The organism is Glaciimonas immobilis, from assembly GCF_011947285.1.
Lineage (GTDB): Bacteria > Pseudomonadota > Gammaproteobacteria > Burkholderiales > Burkholderiaceae_D > Glaciimonas > Glaciimonas immobilis.
Genome location: NZ_JAAOZT010000001.1, coordinates 124,658 through 143,582, shown reverse-complemented (window position 1 = coordinate 143,582; position 18,925 = coordinate 124,658). Strand labels below are relative to the sequence as shown.

Sequence of the window (18,925 nt, the reverse complement as noted above, 5' to 3'; positions counted from 1 at the left end):
TCATGGCTTCAACACCATCTCAGAGTCGGGGAGCGACCTTCATCGCCCTATGTTGACTAAGGAACGCCGTTTGTCGCAAGTTTGTCGCAGCAGAGACGCCCCTTAAAGAACGACGCTTTCGAACGCCACAGGTCAGGAATTTAAACGGGAAAAAAGCTAAGGAGAGGGCAACGCACTAACGAGCCATTCAACAAGATCAGTGATGCTGCGGCTTGGACTCAGGGGCGTCCAGGTCCGGTTGAGTCACGCCAGATAATAAATCGGAGACACCGTATAAATCAATCAAACTTTCCAGATTGGCAGGCAAGCTAAAAAAATGCAGTGAGAGACCTTGGTTAAGTGCCGCACATTGCCATGCAAGCAATGTCGCTACGGCGGCAGAGTCAACTGCCACCACATCGCCGAAATCGATTTCGGTTTCGCCGCCCTCAATCGCCCTCAGTCCTGCTTCGAGAGCGAGTTTGGCATTGCCGACAGTAAGAGAATGAGATGGCCTGAACATGATGATCAATCAATAATATTTGAGTACAAAGTGATGCGTAAATAACTAGTTAAAGCGTTATCACCTACCGGAAAATTTAAAATCCGACAGCCACAAAGCGCCGGGAGGCGCCTTGTTTGCATTAATTTGGTTAGTAAGAACTAAGTTGCATTAATTTGGTTAGTAAGAACTAAGAACGATTACTTACCAACCTTATCTGCGCGGCCTTTGTTCTTATCCGCTAGCGTCTTAATTAAACCGTCGATACCTGAGCGGCTAATTTCAGAAGCAAAGGTGCCCTTATATGACTCAACGAGCCAGGCGCCTAACACGTTGACATCATAAATCTTCCAGCCGTCGCCTAGCTTTTCCATACGGTAGTTCAATTGAATCGGCTCGCCGCGCGGTTGAATCACTTGAGAACGCACTTCCACCTCGGTATCGGTTGCCGCTCCACGCATTGGCTTAAAGTCAATTTTTTGATCACGTACTTGCGCCAATGCACCCGAATAGGTATAAACCAGCAAACTACGGAACTGCGTAGTCAACTGCTTTTTTTGTTCTGGGGTGGCTTCGCGCCAGAAACGGCCCGCTGCCAGCGATGTCATGCGCTCAAAATCCACAAACGGAATAATTTTTTCTTCGACCAGAGAAAGGATTCGTTGCTGGTTTCCACCTTGAATGCCCTTGTCGGCTTTGGCGGATTCAATCACGTCCTGACTGATCCGCTTTACTAGCACATCCGGCGCTTCTTGCGCCATGGCCGCACCGGCAAATGACAAAGCACTAAAGGTTAGGGCTACGGCAAGATATTTTTTTAGAGTATTCATGTTGTAATAACTTTTCGCAAGATGAGGTAAATGGCGGACTGTTAAGTGCAATCAGCACGTTTGGCTCAGGCCTGCCGCAGCAAGTCACAGATAAGCCAAAAAGCGATAACACCTTCTAAACGGCTTTGTTACGCTTAACATATCCGTATGTGCAACATTTGTATGACGCCGAATTTTTCAACTTGTTCCTGTCAGGATGGCGTCAACATACTAATCATTGCTGCCAGCACGTCAAATCCGGAGATCTTTTACAACTATTTACATCTGTCCCCGCGACACGGTGCATCCCCTTGTATTTAATCCGCGTCTTTAGAGGGTCCGTCAATCTGACTCTGGCGACGTTGTGTGTAGGCGTCGCGCACAAATTCATATTTATCTAATGCTGCCTCTTCAAGCAGACCGGATGCATCCAATAAGTTAGCACGCTTGTCAACCAGGCGCACCAGCTCGCCCGTATTGCGCCAGCGCACAGGATACTTATAGGACCAGATGTCCCCATAAAGGTCCACCGGCAGCGCCGATGCATCGCGGATGTTCGACGGCCCGAATAGCGGCAAGACCAGATACGGACCGGAACTAACGCCCCACTTACCTAATGTCTGACCAAAATCCTTGTTCTTTTTTTGCAAGCCGGCAGCGGAACTAACGTCCAGCAAACCGCCAAGGCCAAAAGTCGTATTGACAGCCACGCGCATTACCGCGGTGGTGCCATCCACGCCATTGCCCTGCAAGTAACCATTCACAGCACTCCAGACATCGGAGAGGTTGCCGAAGAAATTATTAACGCCGGTTTGGACGAACGACGGCAAGTAGTTTCTATAGGCGGTTGCTACCGGTTTCAATGCAACCTGGTCAAATTTATCGTTGACCGTAAATATGGCCCGGTTAAAGCCCTCAAGCGGATCCTGTGGGTTGCCGCCGCCAGTGGTGGCGCAGCCGCTGAGTGTCACAACAACTGCTAAAGCGCTCAAGCGCGTCATGGTCTTCATTGCGAACTATCCTTTCCGTCCGCTGCCTTGCTGTAAATAAGCTGACTGATCAAATTTTCAAGCACGATAGCCGATTGTGTCATTTTTATATTTTCTCCAGCGACCAGATTCTTGGAATCACCGCCCGCTTCTATCCCAATATATTGCTCGCCCAACAATCCTGCTGTCAGAATTTTGGCTGAGCTATCCACTGGAAACTTATAGCGTTCGTCCATGTTTAATGTGACGACCGCCTGAAAGTTTTTATCGTCAAAATTGATCGCGCCCACCCGACCAACGACCACGCCAGCACTTTTGACTGCGGCGCGCGGCTTTAAACCGCCAATATTATCAAATTTGGAAATCACAGGATAACTTGCCTGAAACGAAGCCCCGCCAAGGTTGCCGGCTTTAAAAGCGAGGAAGAACAACGCCAGCGCACCGAATATCACAAACAGACCGACCCAAACATCTACCGATTTTTGTTGCATATTTATCACCTCAAGAATGCCAGACGAAGCGTCATTTCGCTTCAATACTGCCATAGGTACTACTAAAAAGTATCAAAGCACAAAATGCATTACTAAAGCGTGGTCAAAGCGTGATCAAATAACCACACCGGCACCGGCGCATTTTGTGATTGGGGAAGTTTATTTAAACATTAGCGCGGTTAGCAAGAAGTCCAGGCCGAGGACCGTTAATGACGCAATGACAACGGTACGCGTCGTGGCGCGAGCCACGCCTTCCGGCGTTGGCTTTGCCTCATAACCCTGATATAGCGCTATAAATGTGACCGCGACACCAAACACAATACTTTTAAGAACGCCATTTGCTACGTCTTGCCACACATCGACACCAGCCTGCATTTGCGACCAGAAAGCGCCTTCATCGACGCCGAGCAAGCGCACGCCGACTACGTACCCGCCCAGAATACCGAGCGCACTAAATACTGCTGCCAACAGCGGCATGGCGAATATACCAGCCCAAAAGCGAGGCGCAATCACGCGCTGCATCGGATTGACCGCCATCATTTCCATCGCCGCCAATTGCTCTCCTGCTTTCATCAATCCGATCTCGGCGGTGAGCGAGGTTCCAGCACGGCCAGCGAATAGCAATGCCGTTACCACGGGACCCAGTTCACGCACCAGCGACAAGGCTACCAATAAGCCTAGCGCCTGCTCCGATCCGTACTTATTCAGTGTGTAATAGCCCTGCAAGCCCAATACAAAACCGATAAAAAGACCTGAGATACCGATGATTACCATCGAATAATTGCCGATGAAATGGATCTGGTCGGTAATTAGTCGAAGGCGTTTAAAAAGTCCTCCTGAGACGCGCAAAATGGCAAAAAACATCCGCCCGGCTTTGCCAATGCCAGCCAGACCTTCACGCACATGGGTCCCCACTGCACCAAATAGGTTCCCCATCATGATCGCTTCTCCAGCCCAAGATCCGCTGCAAAAGATTTGCCTGGATAATGGAAAGGCACCGGCCCATCGGCTTCGGCGTAGACGAATTGCTTCACGAATGGGTCAGAGGATGCGCGCATCTGCTCAGGGGTGCCGTGGGCAACAATTTTGCCTTGCGACAGAAAATAAACATAATCTGCAATCGCAAAGGATTCATCGACATCATGCGACACCACAATGGAAGTTGACCCCAGCGCATCATTGAGCTTACGAATCGACGAAGCGGTAACGCGCATGGAAATCGGATCCAATCCCGCAAAAGGCTCATCGTACATCACCAGACACGGGTCCAGAGCCACCGCCCGCGCCAATGCGACGCGTCGTGCCATACCGCCGGATATTTCGGAAGGCATCAATTGTGCTGCATTACGTAACCCGACTGCTTGCAATTTCATTAACACCAGATTATTTAATAGTTCAGGCGGCAAGTCCGTGTGCTCACGTATTGGAAAGGCTACGTTTTCGTATACGGTCAGATCTGTGAATAATGCGCCGTTCTGGAACAACATCCCCATGCGACGCCGCATCGCGTAGAGGTCCGGGGTTTTCAACTGGGACACCACCTCGCCATTGACGACAACGGTTCCCGTCTTCGGTTGCAACTGGCCGCCGATCAAACGCAAAATGGTGGTCTTTCCGGAACCGGAACCACCCATGATCGCGGTAACTTTTCCGCGTGGGAAGTCCATCCGAAGGGATGACAAAATCATCCGATCACCATAACTAAAAGCCACATCGCGGATTTCGACAATATTACCCACAAAGCCCACCGTTCATATCAAAGGCGATATTGTAGTGCACTTGCAACAATTGTTCATAAACCAGTGACATATTGTTCTCACTCCTGAAAAACCATCTTTAATTCGCCTGAAAGTACACATGATATTTTGCCAATTCTTCGCAAAACCGCGTTATTTTATCCGGCATTTTTCTTTTTGGTATTTTTATTTCCGGATTGCAATACGATGAATTTCAAATGAATCGCTAAAATATTGCAGCAATTACAATCCTCTACACCCCTACCCTCGACTATTCGTTAGCTAAGTGGCTGCATTGCGATTGTCATTCTACGTGACTTGAAAAATGCCTCCTCAACTGTCTTTCCTATCCTCCGACGCCGGCGATATGAGCTTATCGCGATCGGGCCGCTTACGTAGCAAGGAAAGTACAACCCCGCCAGGTCGATTAATGCGGCAAACTTTCCCCAAAAAAAAACAGGGAGCATTGTTATATGCCCTCCTGCTATCTTTTAATCCATTGAACCAGCGCCGACATCAATACATGTACGTGGCGGGGTCGGCATAGACATTCACTGTTACAGCGGCAGCACCGAAGCGCCCATTAAGAACTCATCGACGGCGCGCGCACATTGACGGCCTTCGCGGATTGCCCATACGACCAAAGATTGCCCGCGCCGCATATCGCCCGCTGCGAAAACCTTATCGACCGAGGTTTTATAGCTGCCCTCGCCATCGGTTGTTGCTTTGGCGTTACCGCGTGCGTCTTTATCCACGCCAAACGCTTCCAGTACTTGTGCGACAGGCGAGATAAATCCCATTGCCAAAAACACCAGATCCGCTTTCATTTCGAATTCCGAATTCGGCACTTCCTGCATTTTGCCGTCTTTCCACTCGACCCGCGCAGCGATCAATTTTTCAACTTTGCCGTTTTTACCTTCCAGACGCTTGGTCGCGATAGCCCAATCGCGATCGCAACCTTCTTCATGTGAAGACGATGTGCGCAATTTGATCGGCCAGTACGGCCATACCATCGGCTTGTTTTCTTTCTCTGGTGGTTCTGGCATCAACTCAAACTGTGATACCGACGTTGCGCCTTGGCGATTAGAAGTACCGACACAATCCGAACCGGTATCACCACCACCGATGACGATCACGTTTTTGGCACCAGCCAGGATTTGATCTTTTACTTTATCGCCAGCATTGATCTTGTTCTGTTGCGGCAAGAAATCCATGGCGAAATGTACGCCTTTCAGTTCCCGGCCCGGCACAGGCAAGTCACGTGGCTGCTCGGCACCGCCTGCAATCACGACCGCATCGAATTCGGCCTTGAGTTCTTCTGGCGAAATCGTCTTCTTGGCCCAGTTATTCACATTCGATGGAAAATCCTTGCCGACCAAAATACCGGTACGGAAAACGACGCCTTCTTCTTCCATCTGTGCGACGCGACGGTCGATATGGCTTTTTTCCATCTTAAAATCAGGAATACCGTAACGCAGCAGGCCACCGATACGATCGCTCTTTTCGAATACCGTCACGTCGTGTCCGATCCGCGCCAACTGCTGTGCAGCGGCTAAACCTGCAGGACCGGAGCCAACTATGGCAACTTTTTTACCGGTCTTCACTAGCGCCGGTTGTGCCACGACCCATCCGTTTTCCCAACCCTTGTCAATGATGAAATGCTCAATCGATTTAATGCCCACAGGATCATCATTGATCCCGAGCGTACACGCGCTCTCGCACGGTGCAGGACAAATACGACCGGTGAATTCCGGGAAGTTATTAGTCGAGTGCAAGGTATCCAGTGCTTCCTGATACGCGCCGCGGTACACCAGATCATTCCAATCGGGAATAATATTATTAACTGGACAACCATTGTTGCAAAATGGAATACCGCAATCCATGCATCGCGCACCTTGCACTTTAGCTTCTTTGTCGCCCAATTGCAGGATAAATTCTTTGTAATGCTTTTTGCGTGCCAGCGGTGCCTCATACGTCTCAGGCATGCGGCTATATTCCATAAAACCCGTTACTTTACCCATTTTCCACTCACATTCTTAGCTACTCGCCCCTTGCATTCAGTCACACCATCCGGTCTTTTCAGGCCATATGGCTAAGTACTGGTTGCGAGAGGCGCATAGTAAATCGATATCGTTATGTTGGCAAACGCTGACCCAAATACAAGAGCCAGCGCAACACCAACCGTACATTCAGCGAAGTTCAGTGACGAGGCGATTAAGCGACGACTTTTTCCTTGGCGGCTGGCGCGACGACTTTCGCAGCGTTCAATTCACCCAGGGCGCGCTTATATTCGGTCGGGAATACCTTGACGAATTTAGCCCGCGAAACGACCCAGTTATCCAGCAGGTAACGCGCTCGGGTGCTACCTGTGTATTTAAAGTGGCGCTCGATCAAGCCTTTCAAAATCACTTCATCCGTTTGCGGTTCATCGTTACGGGTAGTCGCATGCCAGATCGCGCGCTCGATGGTCGCTTCCTGCTCGCCCTGACTCAGGACGACTTCTAGCGTGACCATCGACATGTTGCACTGGGCCGCAAACTGCGCATCAGGATCGTAGACATACGCCAGACCGCCCGACATACCGGCGGCAAAATTTCGGCCGGTTTCACCCAACACCACCACTGTGCCGCCTGTCATGTATTCACAACCATGATCGCCCGTGCCTTCGACAACTGCAAGGGCACCCGAGTTACGCACCGCGAAGCGCTCACCTGCTACGCCGTTCAGGAAAGCCTCACCAGCAGTCGCACCGTACAAGACGGTGTTACCGGCGATGATGTTATCGACTGCGCGGCCCCGGAATTCAGTGTTTGGACGCACGATAATGCGCCCGCCCGACAGGCCCTTGCCGACATAATCGTTACCTTCGCCGACCAGATCAAGCGTAATCCCGTGCGCCAGGAACGCACCAGCCGATTGACCGGCAGTACCTTGCAACTGGATGTGAATCGTGTCGTGCGGCAGGCCGTCGTTACCGTATTTCTTGGCGACTTCACCGGACAACATGGCACCGACAGTACGGTTCAAGTTCTTGATCGGCGAGATGAACGACACGCGCTCACCCTTATCAATCGCGGCTCTGGCTTGCGCAATCAACTTATGATCCAGCGCTTTGTTTAAGCCGTGATCCTGCTCTTTGGTGTGGTAATACACCTCGCCCTCGGCCAGTGCTGGCTGATAGAAAATCCGCGAAAAATCCAGACCTTGCGCTTTCCAATGCGAAATCGCTTTAGCTTTATCGAGGAAGTCTGAACGTCCGATCAAATCGTTGAAATTGCGAATACCAAGCTGGGCCATGATCTGACGTACTTCTTCAGCAATAAAGAAGAAGAAATTGACCACGTGTTCCGGCTTGCCTGAGAACTTGGCGCGCAATACCGGATCTTGTGTCGCCACACCGACCGGGCAAGTGTTCAAATGGCATTTGCGCATCATGATGCAGCCTTCAACGACCAGCGGCGCGGTCGCAAAACCAAACTCATCAGCACCCAGCAATGCGCCAATAATGACGTCACGGCCGGTCTTCATCTGACCATCGGCCTGCACCCGAATACGGCTACGCAAACCATTCAGTACCAGTGTCTGCTGTGTCTCGGCAAGACCTAGTTCCCATGGTGATCCGGCATGCTTGACCGACGACAATGGCGATGCGCCAGTACCGCCGTCGTGACCTGCGATGACCACGTGATCGGACTTGGCTTTAGCGACACCGGCAGCAATCGTTCCAACGCCTACTTCAGAAACCAGCTTGACTGAAATCGATGCTTTTGGATTGACGTTTTTCAAATCATGAATCAGTTGCGCCAAATCTTCAATCGAATAAATATCGTGATGCGGCGGTGGTGAAATCAAACCCACGCCCGGTACCGAGAAACGCAATTTTGCGATGTACTCGGATACTTTATGGCCCGGCAACTGACCACCTTCGCCCGGCTTGGCACCCTGCGCCATCTTGATCTGAATCTGATCAGCAGAAGTCAGGTATTCAGCAGTCACACCAAATCGTCCTGAAGCAACCTGTTTGATTTTTGAGCGCAGCGAATCACCGGCCAGCAACGGTGTATCGACTTCGATATTCTCGCGACCAATCACGGACGCCAGCGTATCGCCTTGCTTGATCGGAATCCCCTTTAACTCTTGACGATAGCGATTCACATCTTCGCCGCCTTCACCGGTATTCGACTTGCCGCCGATACGGTTCATGGCAACTGCCAACGTGGCATGCGCTTCGGTTGAGATCGAACCCAGCGACATCGCACCGGTCGCAAAACGCTTGACGATTTCTTTGGCGGATTCGACTTCATCGAGCGGAATCGCCTTGCTTGGGTCGAGCTTAAATTCAAACAAGCCACGCAGCGTCATGTGACGCTTGGTTTGATCGTTGATCAGTTGCGCGTATTCTTTGTAGCTGTTGAAGTTGTTGGAGCGGGTTGAATGCTGCAATTTAGCAATCGCATCCGGGGTCCACATATGTTCTTCGCCACGAATCCGGTACGCGTATTCGCCACCTGCATCCAGCGCATTTGCCAGCACAGGATCGTTGCTGAACGCGGCGCGATGCAGACGTAATGCTTCTTCTGCGACTTCAAATACACCAATACCTTCAACGTTCGATGAAGTCCCTTTGAAGTACTTGTCGGTCATGTTTTTGTTGAGGCCGATGGCTTCAAAAATCTGCGCACCGCAATACGACATGTAGGTCGAAATACCCATCTTCGACATCACCTTCAGCAAGCCTTTGCCGACGGCTTTCTGGAAGTTGTAGATCGCTTTTTCTGGCGACAACGCACCCGGCAAACCGTGGGCCATTTCGCTTAGCGTATCCATTGCCAGGTACGGATGAATGGCTTCCGCGCCGTAGCCTGCCAGCAACGCAAAGTGATGCGTCTCGCGTGCTGAGCCGGTCTCAACCACCAGGCCGGTAGAAGTGCGCAAACCCTTGCTGACCAGATGTTGATGGATCGCCGAGGTTGCCAGCAACGCAGGGATCGCGACTTGTTCCGCATCGACCTTACGATCCGAAATAATCAGAATGTTATGACCTGACTTAACCGCATCCACGGCCTTGGCGCACAACGATGCCAGACGCGCTTCAATACCTTCTTTGCCCCATGCAACCGGATAGCAGATATTCAATTCATGCGATTTAAATTTGCCGCCAGTGTGCGCGCTGATGTTACGCAATTTGGCAATATCAGAAAAGTCCAGAATCGGCTGCGACACTTCCAGACGCATCGGTGGATTGATGTTGTTGGTATCCAGCACATTCGGTTTGGGTCCAATAAACGACACCAGTGACATCACCATCGCTTCACGGATCGGATCGATCGGTGGATTGGTGACCTGCGCGAACAACTGCTTGAAGTAGTTGTACAGCGTCTTGTTCTTGTTAGACATGACAGCCAGCGGCGAGTCATTGCCCATCGAACCGATAGCCTCTTCCGCGTTGGCGGCCATAGGCGACATCAGGAACTTCAAATCTTCTTGCGTGTAGCCGAATAATTGCTGACGATCCAGCAGCGGAATCATTGAACCAGATTGCGCTGGCTCTTCTTTCAACGCGTCAAGTTTAATCCGTACCGACTCAATCCATTGCTTGTATGGCTTGGCGTTGGCATACATGTCTTTTAATTCTTTGTCGTCAATGATGCGACCTGCATCAAGATCGATCAAAAACATTTTGCCCGGTTGCAAACGCCATTTCTGAATGATCTTGGACTCAGGAATCGGCAAAACGCCAGACTCGGATGCCATCACCACCAGATCGTCATCGGTGACGATATAACGGGCAGGACGCAAACCGTTACGGTCCAAAGTACCGCCGATATGACGACCATCGGTAAACGCCATTGCGGCCGGACCGTCCCATGGCTCCATCATTGCAGCGTGGTATTCATAGAAGGCGCGGCGATTTTCGTCCATGGTGGTGTGGTTTTCCCACGCCTCAGGAATCATCATCATCATCGCTTGCGCAATCGGGTAGCCCGCCATTAGCAACAGCTCAAGCGCGTTATCGAAACAGGCGGTGTCAGACTGACCTTCATAGATCAGCGGGAACAGCTTTTGCAAATCGTCGCCCAACACATTGGACTTCATCACGCCTTCGCGTGCGCGCATCCAGTTAAAGTTACCTTTAACGGTGTTGATCTCGCCGTTATGGGCAATCAGGCGATACGGGTGAGCCAGCGGCCACTCAGGGAAAGTATTGGTAGAAAACCGTTGATGGACCAGCGCCAATGCTGAAATACAGCGCGGATCTTGCAAGTCCTTGTAGTACACGCCGACTTGCGTTGCCAGCAACAAACCTTTGTAGACGACGGTACGCGCTGACATGGACGGCACGAAGAATTCTTTGCCGTGCAGCAAATCCAGCGCCTGAATAGCATGACCAGAAGATTTACGGATGACATACAGCTTGCGCTCAAGGGCGTCGGTGACCATGATGTCCGGACCGCGACCAATGAAAATCTGGCGGATGACCGGCTTTTTTTCACGGACCGTTGGTGACATTGGCATGTCGATATCGACAGGAACGTCGCGCCAGCCCAACACTACTTGTCCTTCTAATACAACTGCGCGCTCAATCTCTTGCTCACAAGCGATGCGTGAAGCATTTTCTTTTGGCAAGAAAACCATTCCCACGCCAAATTCACCCGGAGGCGGCAAAATCACGCCTTGTTTAGCCATTTCTTCGCGATAGTATTGATCAGGAACCTGAATCAGGATACCAGCGCCGTCGCCCATCAGTTCATCCGCCCCAACCGCACCGCGATGATCCAGATTCTTCAGAATAAGTAAGCCCTGTTCAACGATAGAGTGGCTTTTTTTGCCTTTAATGTGCGCGATGAAGCCGACGCCACAAGCATCGTGCTCATTTTTTGGGTCGTATAAACCTTGTGCGGGTACAGCATGTCCGTCTTGCCGCGTTTGCTTTGTTTGCATCACGTACTCCACCACTCTAACAGTAAGGGTATAAGAATAGAACAGAGATGGGTACAGCACAACCATAATAATTAGGGTCAGAGTCGCATTAAATACACTTTATTTTGGTTAATATTTTATTGGGGACAGAGTGATCCGGTTTAATCGGATTTATAAGGGAGAAATGCCCCTTCAAAAGTCTATTAATAATAAGTGGCAATCTTTCTGTGATCGGATTGATAATGCATCATTCTGGTGCAACCCGCGTGATCATTTTGGTACATCGGCAAGGGTTACCAAGGTTTTGAAAGGGCGCCCCCTCCGCGCAGGGCGCACACGCTGATTACATTGTTGCTCCAGTCTGAACTTGAAGGCCTCAGACCCAAGCACCCAGCCTTTTCCGACCGCGCTTACCAATCCGTCGTCCCAAGGCAGCGTAAGCGCTTGCTCCATCAGTTCTTTATAGGTTGCCTCGCGATCGAACGGCGTATTTCCCAACGCCCAGTACAGAGGATGATCGGTAATGATCGGATCCTGCTTGCTACCGATATGGTGTAAGTAGCTGGACCAGTGAAATTGTTCAGGTGACGCCACCAAGCCCTCATGTACCGGATGGCAATCAATCGCCAGACTGCATTTCATCAAGTATTGCTCGGGATCGATCACCGCGGCTTTGTAACGACTTTGCCAGAGCGTCCCGATCCGCGTGTATTTTTGATTAAAATACGGAACGTAGTAGCGGCCCACCCATTGCATCATGCGCGCTAACCCCTGCGCATCTGCTGGCGTGGCCAACATTTGCACCTGATTTCCCATTAAAACGTAGGCGTGAATCGCTACTTTGAACTGCCGGGCGGCAAGACGTAACCAGTCATAAAACGCGACGTGATCCTGAGTATCGCGAAAAATCAATTGTTGGTCGATACCGCGCTGGATCAAATAATGGGGTTGGTGGGGAACGACGAGACGGGCTAAACGGGCCATAAGCGCAATATCGGTTGAATTAAATTATTTTATCTCAACCGACGACTCTGACCCTACTTAAATACGTTGAAGCGAGCCGTACAGGCCTTGGTCGGCATTTAGCGCTTATCCAAATACTTGCTTCACGTCAGGCTGCGCCGTAAGCTTACGCTCTGTGGCTAATTTCCGGTGGTGCAATTGTTTGAATTTCTATTCGGTTTGCCCGGCTACGAGCATACGTTTAAAACTTCCGTCTGCAATCAGAAGCTGAAGTTCATGGGCGCCGCCAATTAACGTGCCGCGCACAAACACCATAGGAAAGGTGCCCCAGCCCGTCCACATTTTTAACGCATTACGACGCCTCCAACCGGAGAGGTAGCTGCCATATTCGAGATATTTATAGGGTGTCCCAAGCGCGTCCAGTGCCTTACGCGCCTTCCGGGGGAAAGGATTTTGCGCCATACCGACCACCACGACTGCATGCGTGGCGACCGCAGCCTTCACCTCTAGCACTATATCGGCGTTGTCCCGAGATATTTTGTCCCGAATAGCGGGATGAATGCGTGACTCATCAAGAATGTTGCGTCCCATTTCAAACTCCTTTTGGCAAATATGCATAAACGCTAATGAGCTAGAGTACCCGGAGTGAGGGATTTTTCATAGCCGCCGCATCCCGTCGAATATTCAGACCAATCGAACCCCCACGCGGTTGCTCCCTATACTCATCAGGAAAGCTATTTACATTTTTAAATTACTGAAGAGCGCTTCAACTTTTTCTCGCGCCCAAGGCGTTTTTCTGAGAAACGTCAGGCTGGACTTAATACTGGGATCACTTTGAAAACAGCGGATATCGATCAGCTTGCCTAATTTTTCCCAGCCATAATGATCGACTAGCGCGATTAATATATTTTCAAGGGTTATACCGTGCAACGGATTTTGTTGGTTTTCTGAGGACATGATTGTTTGTGTGAATTTGTGGAGATTTTTTCGATTGCTGGATAGAAGGCCTGCGCAGGTTAATACTACGTCCCTCTGGATTGTTTAATCAAACCCTCTTACCCGCGACGAAAGGCAACGATGAAAATACGTCGCGCTGGCTATTTCCCCGATTATTCATTTTTAAGAAGTCTTTTGTCAATGTAAGATGAATACCATCCCGCAAGATCAATATCCGGAGCATTACAATGCCGTATGTCAACATCAACACTCACGAAGGCGTTAGCGCAGAACAAACATCCGCCCTCCTCGGCGGTACCAGGCAGCGGGAAGGTAAATAGTGTCTAATTTTACATCGGTCAAATCAGCGACATCGGAAACATCAAACCCAACGAACGCATCGAAGGTATCACTCACTTCGCTGACGGCCAGTCCAGAATTGCCATCCGCAGCAATGCATAAGCAAGCCTGGCGCGTCGCGCTATCCGGCACACTGACGCTGGCCGTTGCCATGGGCATTGGCCGCTTTGCTTTCACGCCCCTGTTACCGATGATGCTACACGACGGCATAGTTGACCTGAACACGGGCGGCTGGCTGGCAACGGCAAACTATGTCGGGTATTTCGTCGGCGCGCTACTGTGCGTCATATTGCGCGGCAATCCGACATACTTTATCAAATCAGGTTTAGTCGCGACCATTCTGCTAACGCTTGGGATGGGGCTAACGTATGCGCCGGATGTGCGGTTGCTGATGCTGATGCTGATGCTGTTACGTACGCTCTCGGGCATCACCAGTTCCGTCGTATTTGTATTTGCCTCTGGCTGGTGTCTGCAACGATTAGCACAGCTCCGCTTACCGGCGTTAGGCGGAATCATTTATTGCGGCCCCGGTGTGGGCATTTTACTCACCGGCTTGCCCGCCAGCACAATGGTCGCGCACGAATGGTCCGCAGCGAGCGGCTGGCTACTATTTGCAGCGCTGGCCGCCCTCCTTAGCGCCAGCGTATGGCGGACCTTCTCCACGTCGTCCAGCATATCGGCACCAGCCGCCTCGAACGCCCATCAATTGGAACCGCGGCAGGTGAAACGCCAGTCTATACAGCTAGTGCTAGTCTACGGCGTAGGTGGATTCGGCTATATCATTACCGCCACTTTCTTACCCGTCATTGCCCGACTGGCATTGCCCAATTCACATTGGCCGGATTTGCTTTGGCCGTTATTCGGCGTCGGCATCTCCATCGGCGCATTGCTGGCGACCAAAATTCCGGCGCGTTGCGACAACCGGTTGTTGCTAGCTATCTGTTATGTCATGCAGGCGTTAGGTGTCATGATGGGAGTTGCCTACCCAACTGTGTTCGGATTTGCGCTGGGATGCATACTTCTTGGTTTACCGTTTACGGCCATCACTTTATTTGCGATGCGTGAAGCGCGCCGATTGTATGCAGATCATGCCCGTGCTCTGATGGGCTGGCTGACCGCAGTATATGGACTGGGCCAGATTATCGGACCACCGCTGGCTACCTACATGGTAAAGCGCACGGGGACATTCACGGCATCGCTGAGCGTTGCTGCCGTCACGTTATTAATCGGTGCCGCCCTGTTTGGAATGATGTATAACAAAACCCGCACATTAAGACCAGACTTACGTGAGGCAAGTCATTAACGAAAAAAATAAATCCTGACAAAACCATCTGCCAGGATTCTTTATCCGCCTATCTTTATACGCCTGACAAGCGCTATCGCTCAACCTGTCACTATCGGTTCAAAACGCTGCGTCATTTTTCCGTCATGTTCAATCTGCTCAAAGAACACGCTACGGGGCCGCGTCCAGATCGAACCATTGGCAGCCTTATACACGATCATTGTCACGCTGGGGTCTGACTCTAACGTGGCCTCACAGATAAAATCATATACGCCGCCTTTAAAATGCCGATACTGCATCTGTCGTCCTTTCATATTCTATGCGGATTAAATTCTGGGCAATCGGACACATTCGGCCACATGTACCGGGCCTGAATGCGTCAATTGCCGGTTTGCTGCAATCCGCATAATTAGCGGAACGCAGGCTCACTAAAGCTCCGCAACTTGCGACTATGTACTTGCTCCACACCTTGATGACGCAATAGCTCCAAGGCCTTGATACCTATTTTAAGATGCTGGTTAACGCGCTGTTCGTAAAACCGGTTGGCCATTCCAGGCAATTTTATCTCGCCATGCAGCGGCTTATCGGAGACACATAGCAAGGTTCCGTAAGGCACCCGAAACCGGAACCCGTTCGCGGCAACGGTAGCGCTCTCCATATCCAGCGCAATGCTACGGCTTTGGTTGAAGCGCAATAACGGCACTCTGTGATCGCGCAACTCCCAGTTCCGATCATCGACCGATGCGACGGTGCCCGTACGCATGATGCGCTTAAGTTCATATCCCTCCAACTGCGTGATATGCGCCACCGCATCTTGCAAAGCCAGCTGCACTTCCGCCAGCGCGGGAATCGGCACCCACAAAGGCAAGTCGTCATCAAGTACGTGATCGTCGCGCACATATGCATGCGCCAGCACGTAATCGCCCATCCGTTGCGATGCCGCCAGACCGGCGCAATGACCGAGCATGATCCAACCATGCGGGCGCAATACAGCGACGTGATCGGTAATGGTTTTGGCGTTGGACGGCCCAACGCCGATATTGATCAATGTAATGCCGGTGCCGTCACTGCGCTGCAAATGGTAGGCGGGCATTTGCGGTTGCCGCGCAGGCGCAATACCGGTAATTTTGCGATCAGATGGCAGGTCATCAAGGTTCGCGTTCCAGGTGGTCAGGTCCCCAGGCTCGACAAACGCCGTATATTGCTGGCGATAGGCGCGTTGTTCGGGATCGCTGGACGCCTGCATCAGCTCACGTCCCATACGAATAAATTCATCCACGTAAAATGCATAGTTGGTGAACAGGACGTAACGCTGAAACCGGTCTGGCGAGGTTGCGGTGTAATGCTTCAGACGATGCAATGAGTAATCAATGCGCGGCGCGCTAAATAACGCCAGCGGATTCGGCTCGCCCGGTTGCGGTTGATAAGTACCGTTGACGATACGATCATCCATTGAGGCCAGATCGGGCAAATCGAAAACATCGGGAAGATGGCGCAGATGTTCCGGGTCCAGATTGCCCTCTACATGTATGCCTTCTGAGAAAGCAAAGTGCACTGGAATCGGCAAGTCGCTGATACCTATTTCCAGCGGCACGTCGTGGTTATCGCGTAGCAGTTTAAACTGCGCGACAAGATAATTGGCATATAACGATGGGCGCGTTAACGTCGTTTGGTAGATGCCGGGGCCGGCAACAAAACCAAACGATTGTCGGGTATCTGCACGCGTGTTGAATTCTGTCGTGATCCGTACAAACGGATAACAGGCGCGGACCCGGCCCGGCAAAACTTCTCCGTTTGAGAACCGCTTAAAAGCATCGCGTAGTAAGCCGGTGTTTTGTTCGTAGATGGCGCACACGCGATCCACGGCGGCTTGCGGGTCAGTAAACTTTTCAGTTTTGAACATTGCTTCTCCTTGGATGCCTGAAAACTTTGACAGGTCAAATGATAGAAAATTCTATCCAATGCATAGGCACGACCGAACGGAGCAGATTCGGCCGCCTGTTTTTTTATTCTACTGGGATTGCGCAGAATCGAATAGCACCTGTGCGACTTAAGTTAAATTTAGTCATCGTCGGCGGTGGTTTTTGATGGTTATTGTCATTGATGTCATTGATGCCATTAATTTGTATGGCAAAAAATGTTTGAACAAACACGACATTATGTGCGAATTACCACTGGCTAAATTATCTGCGCGTCCCAGCTAATGATCATTGCGCAAAGTCATATTTGCCACCGCGTTCAAGCGCGCGCAAATACGCGGGCCGTGCATGAATTCGCTTTAAAAACGCCATTAGCAGAGGCTGCGAGCTGTCCAGACCGGCGCGCATACTCGCGGCCTCTAGAGGAAAACTCATTTGAATATCCGCAGCAGTAAAATCATCACCGGCAAACCACGTAGATTTTGCCAGTTCCTCTTCCATAAAACGCAGATGCGTTACTAGTTGCGGGTCGATGTAGCTCTTTTGCACGCCGCCAGATATCAGGCGAGCGAACGGACGTAACAGTGCTGGCATCGGTGGCATGGCGAGTCGGCCGAAAATCAGCTTCATCACCAGCAGCGGCATGGCAGAACCCTCGGCATAATGTAGCCAATAGGTGTAGCGCTGGCGCTCCTTGGTACCCACTGCTGGTATCAGACGTCCGTCGCCATATTGCTGGATCAGATATTCGACGATCGCGCCCGACTCTGCAACCGTGCTATCGCCATCGGTGATGACCGGCGACTTGCCCAGCGGATGAATGGCGCGCAAGGAGGCCGGTGCCAGCATGGTTTTTGGATTGCGCTGATAGCGTTTTACTTCGTATTCCAGGCCAAGTTCTTCCAGCAGCCAGAGGACACGCTGCGAGCGTGAATTATTCAGATGGTGCACAGTTATCATAGCCCGGTATTCCAATGAAGTGAGTGGCATTGCGTGGTGGCCACATAAAATTGACCGCGTGCCTGATTATGCCATCGCAACCTGCTTTTGCACCAAGCGCGGTCGACCGCAATGATTTGGCGTTACGCGCACCATTAGACAAATCGCCATACAGGCAAGCAGAGATGTACGTAATGAGGTACCAATCGAGGTGCCAACGAAGTACGTAGGGAAACAGTTCGAAGATTATCACCACAACATTATCGCAATATCGGCTGGCATGAGTCGACAAATGTCTTCAAAGAAAATGGCCGGGCAGAGTCGCCAATGGTGCGGTCGAATCCGGCTTGAACCATGCCAATTATAAAAATAAAAAATCGGTGTGACGATTATGCGGAAGTCCTATAATAAAAAACAACTGGCTGGTGCCGTCCGCCACGCAATTTTAGCGTGCGAGGGCAATCCAAAAGCAACACGATAAGTAAAAAAATAGCCGAAAAACAACCAGAACGACAAAACCAAGGGGGTCAAGATGTTAATCGAAGTCGAAAAATCCACCCTGCTTTTAGTAGATTTTCAGTCGCGCCTGATGCCCGCCATTCATGAGGGTGAGCGCGTAACAGCGCAAGCGGTTCGGTTAGGACAAATCGCCAAATTGCTCCATGTGCCGATCATCGGTACAGAACAAAGCCCTGCCAAGCTTGGCGGAAATGAAGAAGCGATCAAGCTTCTGTGCGAAAAAACGGTCAGCAAAGTCCATTTCAACGCGTGCGCTGACGGTTTGCCAGGCGTGCTGCCCCGCACCCGCCGACAAATCATGATTGCCGGATGCGAAGCGCACATCTGCATGCTGCAAACTGCGCTCGGTTTACTTGCGCATGGTTTTGTAGTGCGGGTCGTGACGGATGCAGTCGGCTCGCGCAAGGCCAGCGACCGCGACACGGCCCTGGTGCGCTTGCAACAGGCGGGCGCGGAAATGGTCACGGTTGAGATGGTGGCTTACGAATGGGTGCGCAGCAGCGAACATCCGGCTTTCAGGCAAATATTGCCGCTAATCAAATAGTCGTTGGGTAATATTTAATGACACTTAAGCGACGTT

General features: G+C 51.1%; 16 protein-coding genes. 2 read left to right on the top strand and 14 right to left on the bottom strand.

Translation table 11 applies throughout. The annotated features are described in order from the left end of the window. Window positions 1-196: 196 nt before the first annotated feature. From HAV38_RS00575 to HAV38_RS00525, 11 genes are all read right to left on the bottom strand, one after another. Window positions 197-502, bottom strand: a complete 306-nt coding sequence (locus tag HAV38_RS00575) for an STAS domain-containing protein (protein WP_168051393.1) — start codon at window positions 500-502, stop codon at window positions 197-199. Between the two features lie 179 nt (window positions 503-681). Then, window positions 682-1,311 (bottom strand): MlaC/ttg2D family ABC transporter substrate-binding protein, encoded by a 630-nt coding sequence (locus HAV38_RS00570; RefSeq protein WP_168051392.1) that lies wholly within the window; start codon window positions 1,309-1,311, stop codon window positions 682-684. A gap of 296 nt (window positions 1,312-1,607) precedes the next feature. Then, complete coding sequence (locus tag HAV38_RS00565) at window positions 1,608-2,300, bottom strand: MlaA family lipoprotein (RefSeq protein WP_168051390.1); 693 nt, start codon at window positions 2,298-2,300, stop codon at window positions 1,608-1,610. Further along, window positions 2,297-2,770 carry an outer membrane lipid asymmetry maintenance protein MlaD gene (gene mlaD, locus HAV38_RS00560; protein WP_168051388.1) on the bottom strand — a complete coding sequence of 158 codons (474 nt, stop codon included), beginning with the start codon at window positions 2,768-2,770 and terminating at the stop codon, window positions 2,297-2,299. Before mlaD ends, HAV38_RS00565 begins: the two co-directional genes overlap by 4 nt. Before the next feature lie 159 nt (window positions 2,771-2,929). After that, complete coding sequence (mlaE, locus tag HAV38_RS00555) at window positions 2,930-3,709, bottom strand: lipid asymmetry maintenance ABC transporter permease subunit MlaE (RefSeq protein ID WP_168051386.1); 780 nt, start codon at window positions 3,707-3,709, stop codon at window positions 2,930-2,932. Then, window positions 3,706-4,509 (bottom strand): ABC transporter ATP-binding protein, encoded by an 804-nt coding sequence (locus HAV38_RS00550; RefSeq protein ID WP_168051384.1) that lies wholly within the window; start codon window positions 4,507-4,509, stop codon window positions 3,706-3,708. The genes mlaE and HAV38_RS00550 overlap by 4 nt, the downstream gene beginning before the upstream one ends. 554 nt (window positions 4,510-5,063) lie before the next feature. Next, window positions 5,064-6,527 carry a glutamate synthase subunit beta gene (locus tag HAV38_RS00545; protein WP_168051382.1) on the bottom strand — a complete coding sequence of 488 codons (1,464 nt, stop codon included), beginning with the start codon at window positions 6,525-6,527 and terminating at the stop codon, window positions 5,064-5,066. A gap of 193 nt (window positions 6,528-6,720) precedes the next feature. Continuing rightward, entirely contained in the window at window positions 6,721-11,448 is a 4,728-nt protein-coding gene (locus HAV38_RS00540; protein WP_168051380.1) for a glutamate synthase-related protein, read from the bottom strand. Window positions 11,449-11,697: 249 nt separating this feature from the next. After that, the gene (locus tag HAV38_RS00535; RefSeq protein WP_168051378.1) at window positions 11,698-12,411 is read right to left on the bottom strand and encodes a transposase; all 714 of its coding nucleotides are present in this window, start codon (window positions 12,409-12,411) and stop codon (window positions 11,698-11,700) included. A gap of 189 nt (window positions 12,412-12,600) precedes the next feature. Continuing rightward, window positions 12,601-12,981, bottom strand: a complete 381-nt coding sequence (locus HAV38_RS00530) for a glutaredoxin (protein WP_168051376.1) — start codon at window positions 12,979-12,981, stop codon at window positions 12,601-12,603. A 147-nt stretch (window positions 12,982-13,128) separates the two neighbouring features. Beyond that, window positions 13,129-13,347, bottom strand: coding sequence for a VF530 family protein (locus HAV38_RS00525; protein ID WP_168051374.1), 219 nt, complete (start codon window positions 13,345-13,347; stop codon window positions 13,129-13,131). 433 nt (window positions 13,348-13,780) lie between these two features. Here HAV38_RS00525 and HAV38_RS00520 point away from each other — a divergent pair, with 433 nt between their 5' ends. After that, the gene (locus HAV38_RS00520) at window positions 13,781-14,989 is read left to right on the top strand and encodes a YbfB/YjiJ family MFS transporter (protein WP_168051970.1); all 1,209 of its coding nucleotides are present in this window, start codon (window positions 13,781-13,783) and stop codon (window positions 14,987-14,989) included. Between the two features lie 80 nt (window positions 14,990-15,069). On the opposite strand, the gene HAV38_RS00515 is transcribed toward HAV38_RS00520, so the two are convergent. From HAV38_RS00515 to HAV38_RS00505, 3 genes are all read right to left on the bottom strand, one after another. Further along, the gene (locus tag HAV38_RS00515) at window positions 15,070-15,267 is read right to left on the bottom strand and encodes a DUF1653 domain-containing protein (protein ID WP_168051968.1); all 198 of its coding nucleotides are present in this window, start codon (window positions 15,265-15,267) and stop codon (window positions 15,070-15,072) included. Between the two features lie 110 nt (window positions 15,268-15,377). Beyond that, entirely contained in the window at window positions 15,378-16,871 is a 1,494-nt protein-coding gene (locus tag HAV38_RS00510) for an AMP nucleosidase (protein ID WP_168051372.1), read from the bottom strand. Between the two features lie 304 nt (window positions 16,872-17,175). Then, a complete protein-coding gene (locus HAV38_RS00505; RefSeq protein ID WP_168051370.1) occupies window positions 17,176-17,847 on the bottom strand; it encodes a glutathione S-transferase in 672 nt (223 codons plus the stop codon). 511 nt (window positions 17,848-18,358) lie between these two features. On the opposite strand from HAV38_RS00505, the gene HAV38_RS00500 reads away from it, so the two are divergent. Further along, window positions 18,359-18,889: an isochorismatase family protein gene (locus HAV38_RS00500; protein WP_168051368.1), complete on the top strand. Its 531-nt coding sequence runs from the start codon at window positions 18,359-18,361 to the stop codon at window positions 18,887-18,889. Window positions 18,890-18,925 lie beyond the last annotated feature (36 nt).

Coding starts and splice junctions, on each gene's coding strand:
- HAV38_RS00545 (WP_168051382.1), bottom strand. CDS start 6,527: ATGGGTAAAGTAACGGGTTTTATGGAATATAGCCGCATGCCTGAGACG.
- HAV38_RS00505 (WP_168051370.1), bottom strand. CDS start 17,847: ATGATAACTGTGCACCATCTGAATAATTCACGCTCGCAGCGTGTCCTC.
- HAV38_RS00575 (WP_168051393.1), bottom strand. CDS start 502: ATGTTCAGGCCATCTCATTCTCTTACTGTCGGCAATGCCAAACTCGCT.
- HAV38_RS00540 (WP_168051380.1), bottom strand. CDS start 11,448: ATGCAAACAAAGCAAACGCGGCAAGACGGACATGCTGTACCCGCACAA.
- mlaE (WP_168051386.1), bottom strand. CDS start 3,709: ATGATGGGGAACCTATTTGGTGCAGTGGGGACCCATGTGCGTGAAGGT.
- HAV38_RS00530 (WP_168051376.1), bottom strand. CDS start 12,981: ATGGGACGCAACATTCTTGATGAGTCACGCATTCATCCCGCTATTCGG.
- HAV38_RS00535 (WP_168051378.1), bottom strand. CDS start 12,411: ATGGCCCGTTTAGCCCGTCTCGTCGTTCCCCACCAACCCCATTATTTG.
- mlaD (WP_168051388.1), bottom strand. CDS start 2,770: ATGCAACAAAAATCGGTAGATGTTTGGGTCGGTCTGTTTGTGATATTC.
- HAV38_RS00525 (WP_168051374.1), bottom strand. CDS start 13,347: ATGTCCTCAGAAAACCAACAAAATCCGTTGCACGGTATAACCCTTGAA.
- HAV38_RS00510 (WP_168051372.1), bottom strand. CDS start 16,871: ATGTTCAAAACTGAAAAGTTTACTGACCCGCAAGCCGCCGTGGATCGC.
- HAV38_RS00565 (WP_168051390.1), bottom strand. CDS start 2,300: ATGAAGACCATGACGCGCTTGAGCGCTTTAGCAGTTGTTGTGACACTC.
- HAV38_RS00500 (WP_168051368.1), top strand. CDS start 18,359: ATGTTAATCGAAGTCGAAAAATCCACCCTGCTTTTAGTAGATTTTCAG.
- HAV38_RS00520 (WP_168051970.1), top strand. CDS start 13,781: ATGCATAAGCAAGCCTGGCGCGTCGCGCTATCCGGCACACTGACGCTG.
- HAV38_RS00515 (WP_168051968.1), bottom strand. CDS start 15,267: ATGCAGTATCGGCATTTTAAAGGCGGCGTATATGATTTTATCTGTGAG.
- HAV38_RS00570 (WP_168051392.1), bottom strand. CDS start 1,311: ATGAATACTCTAAAAAAATATCTTGCCGTAGCCCTAACCTTTAGTGCT.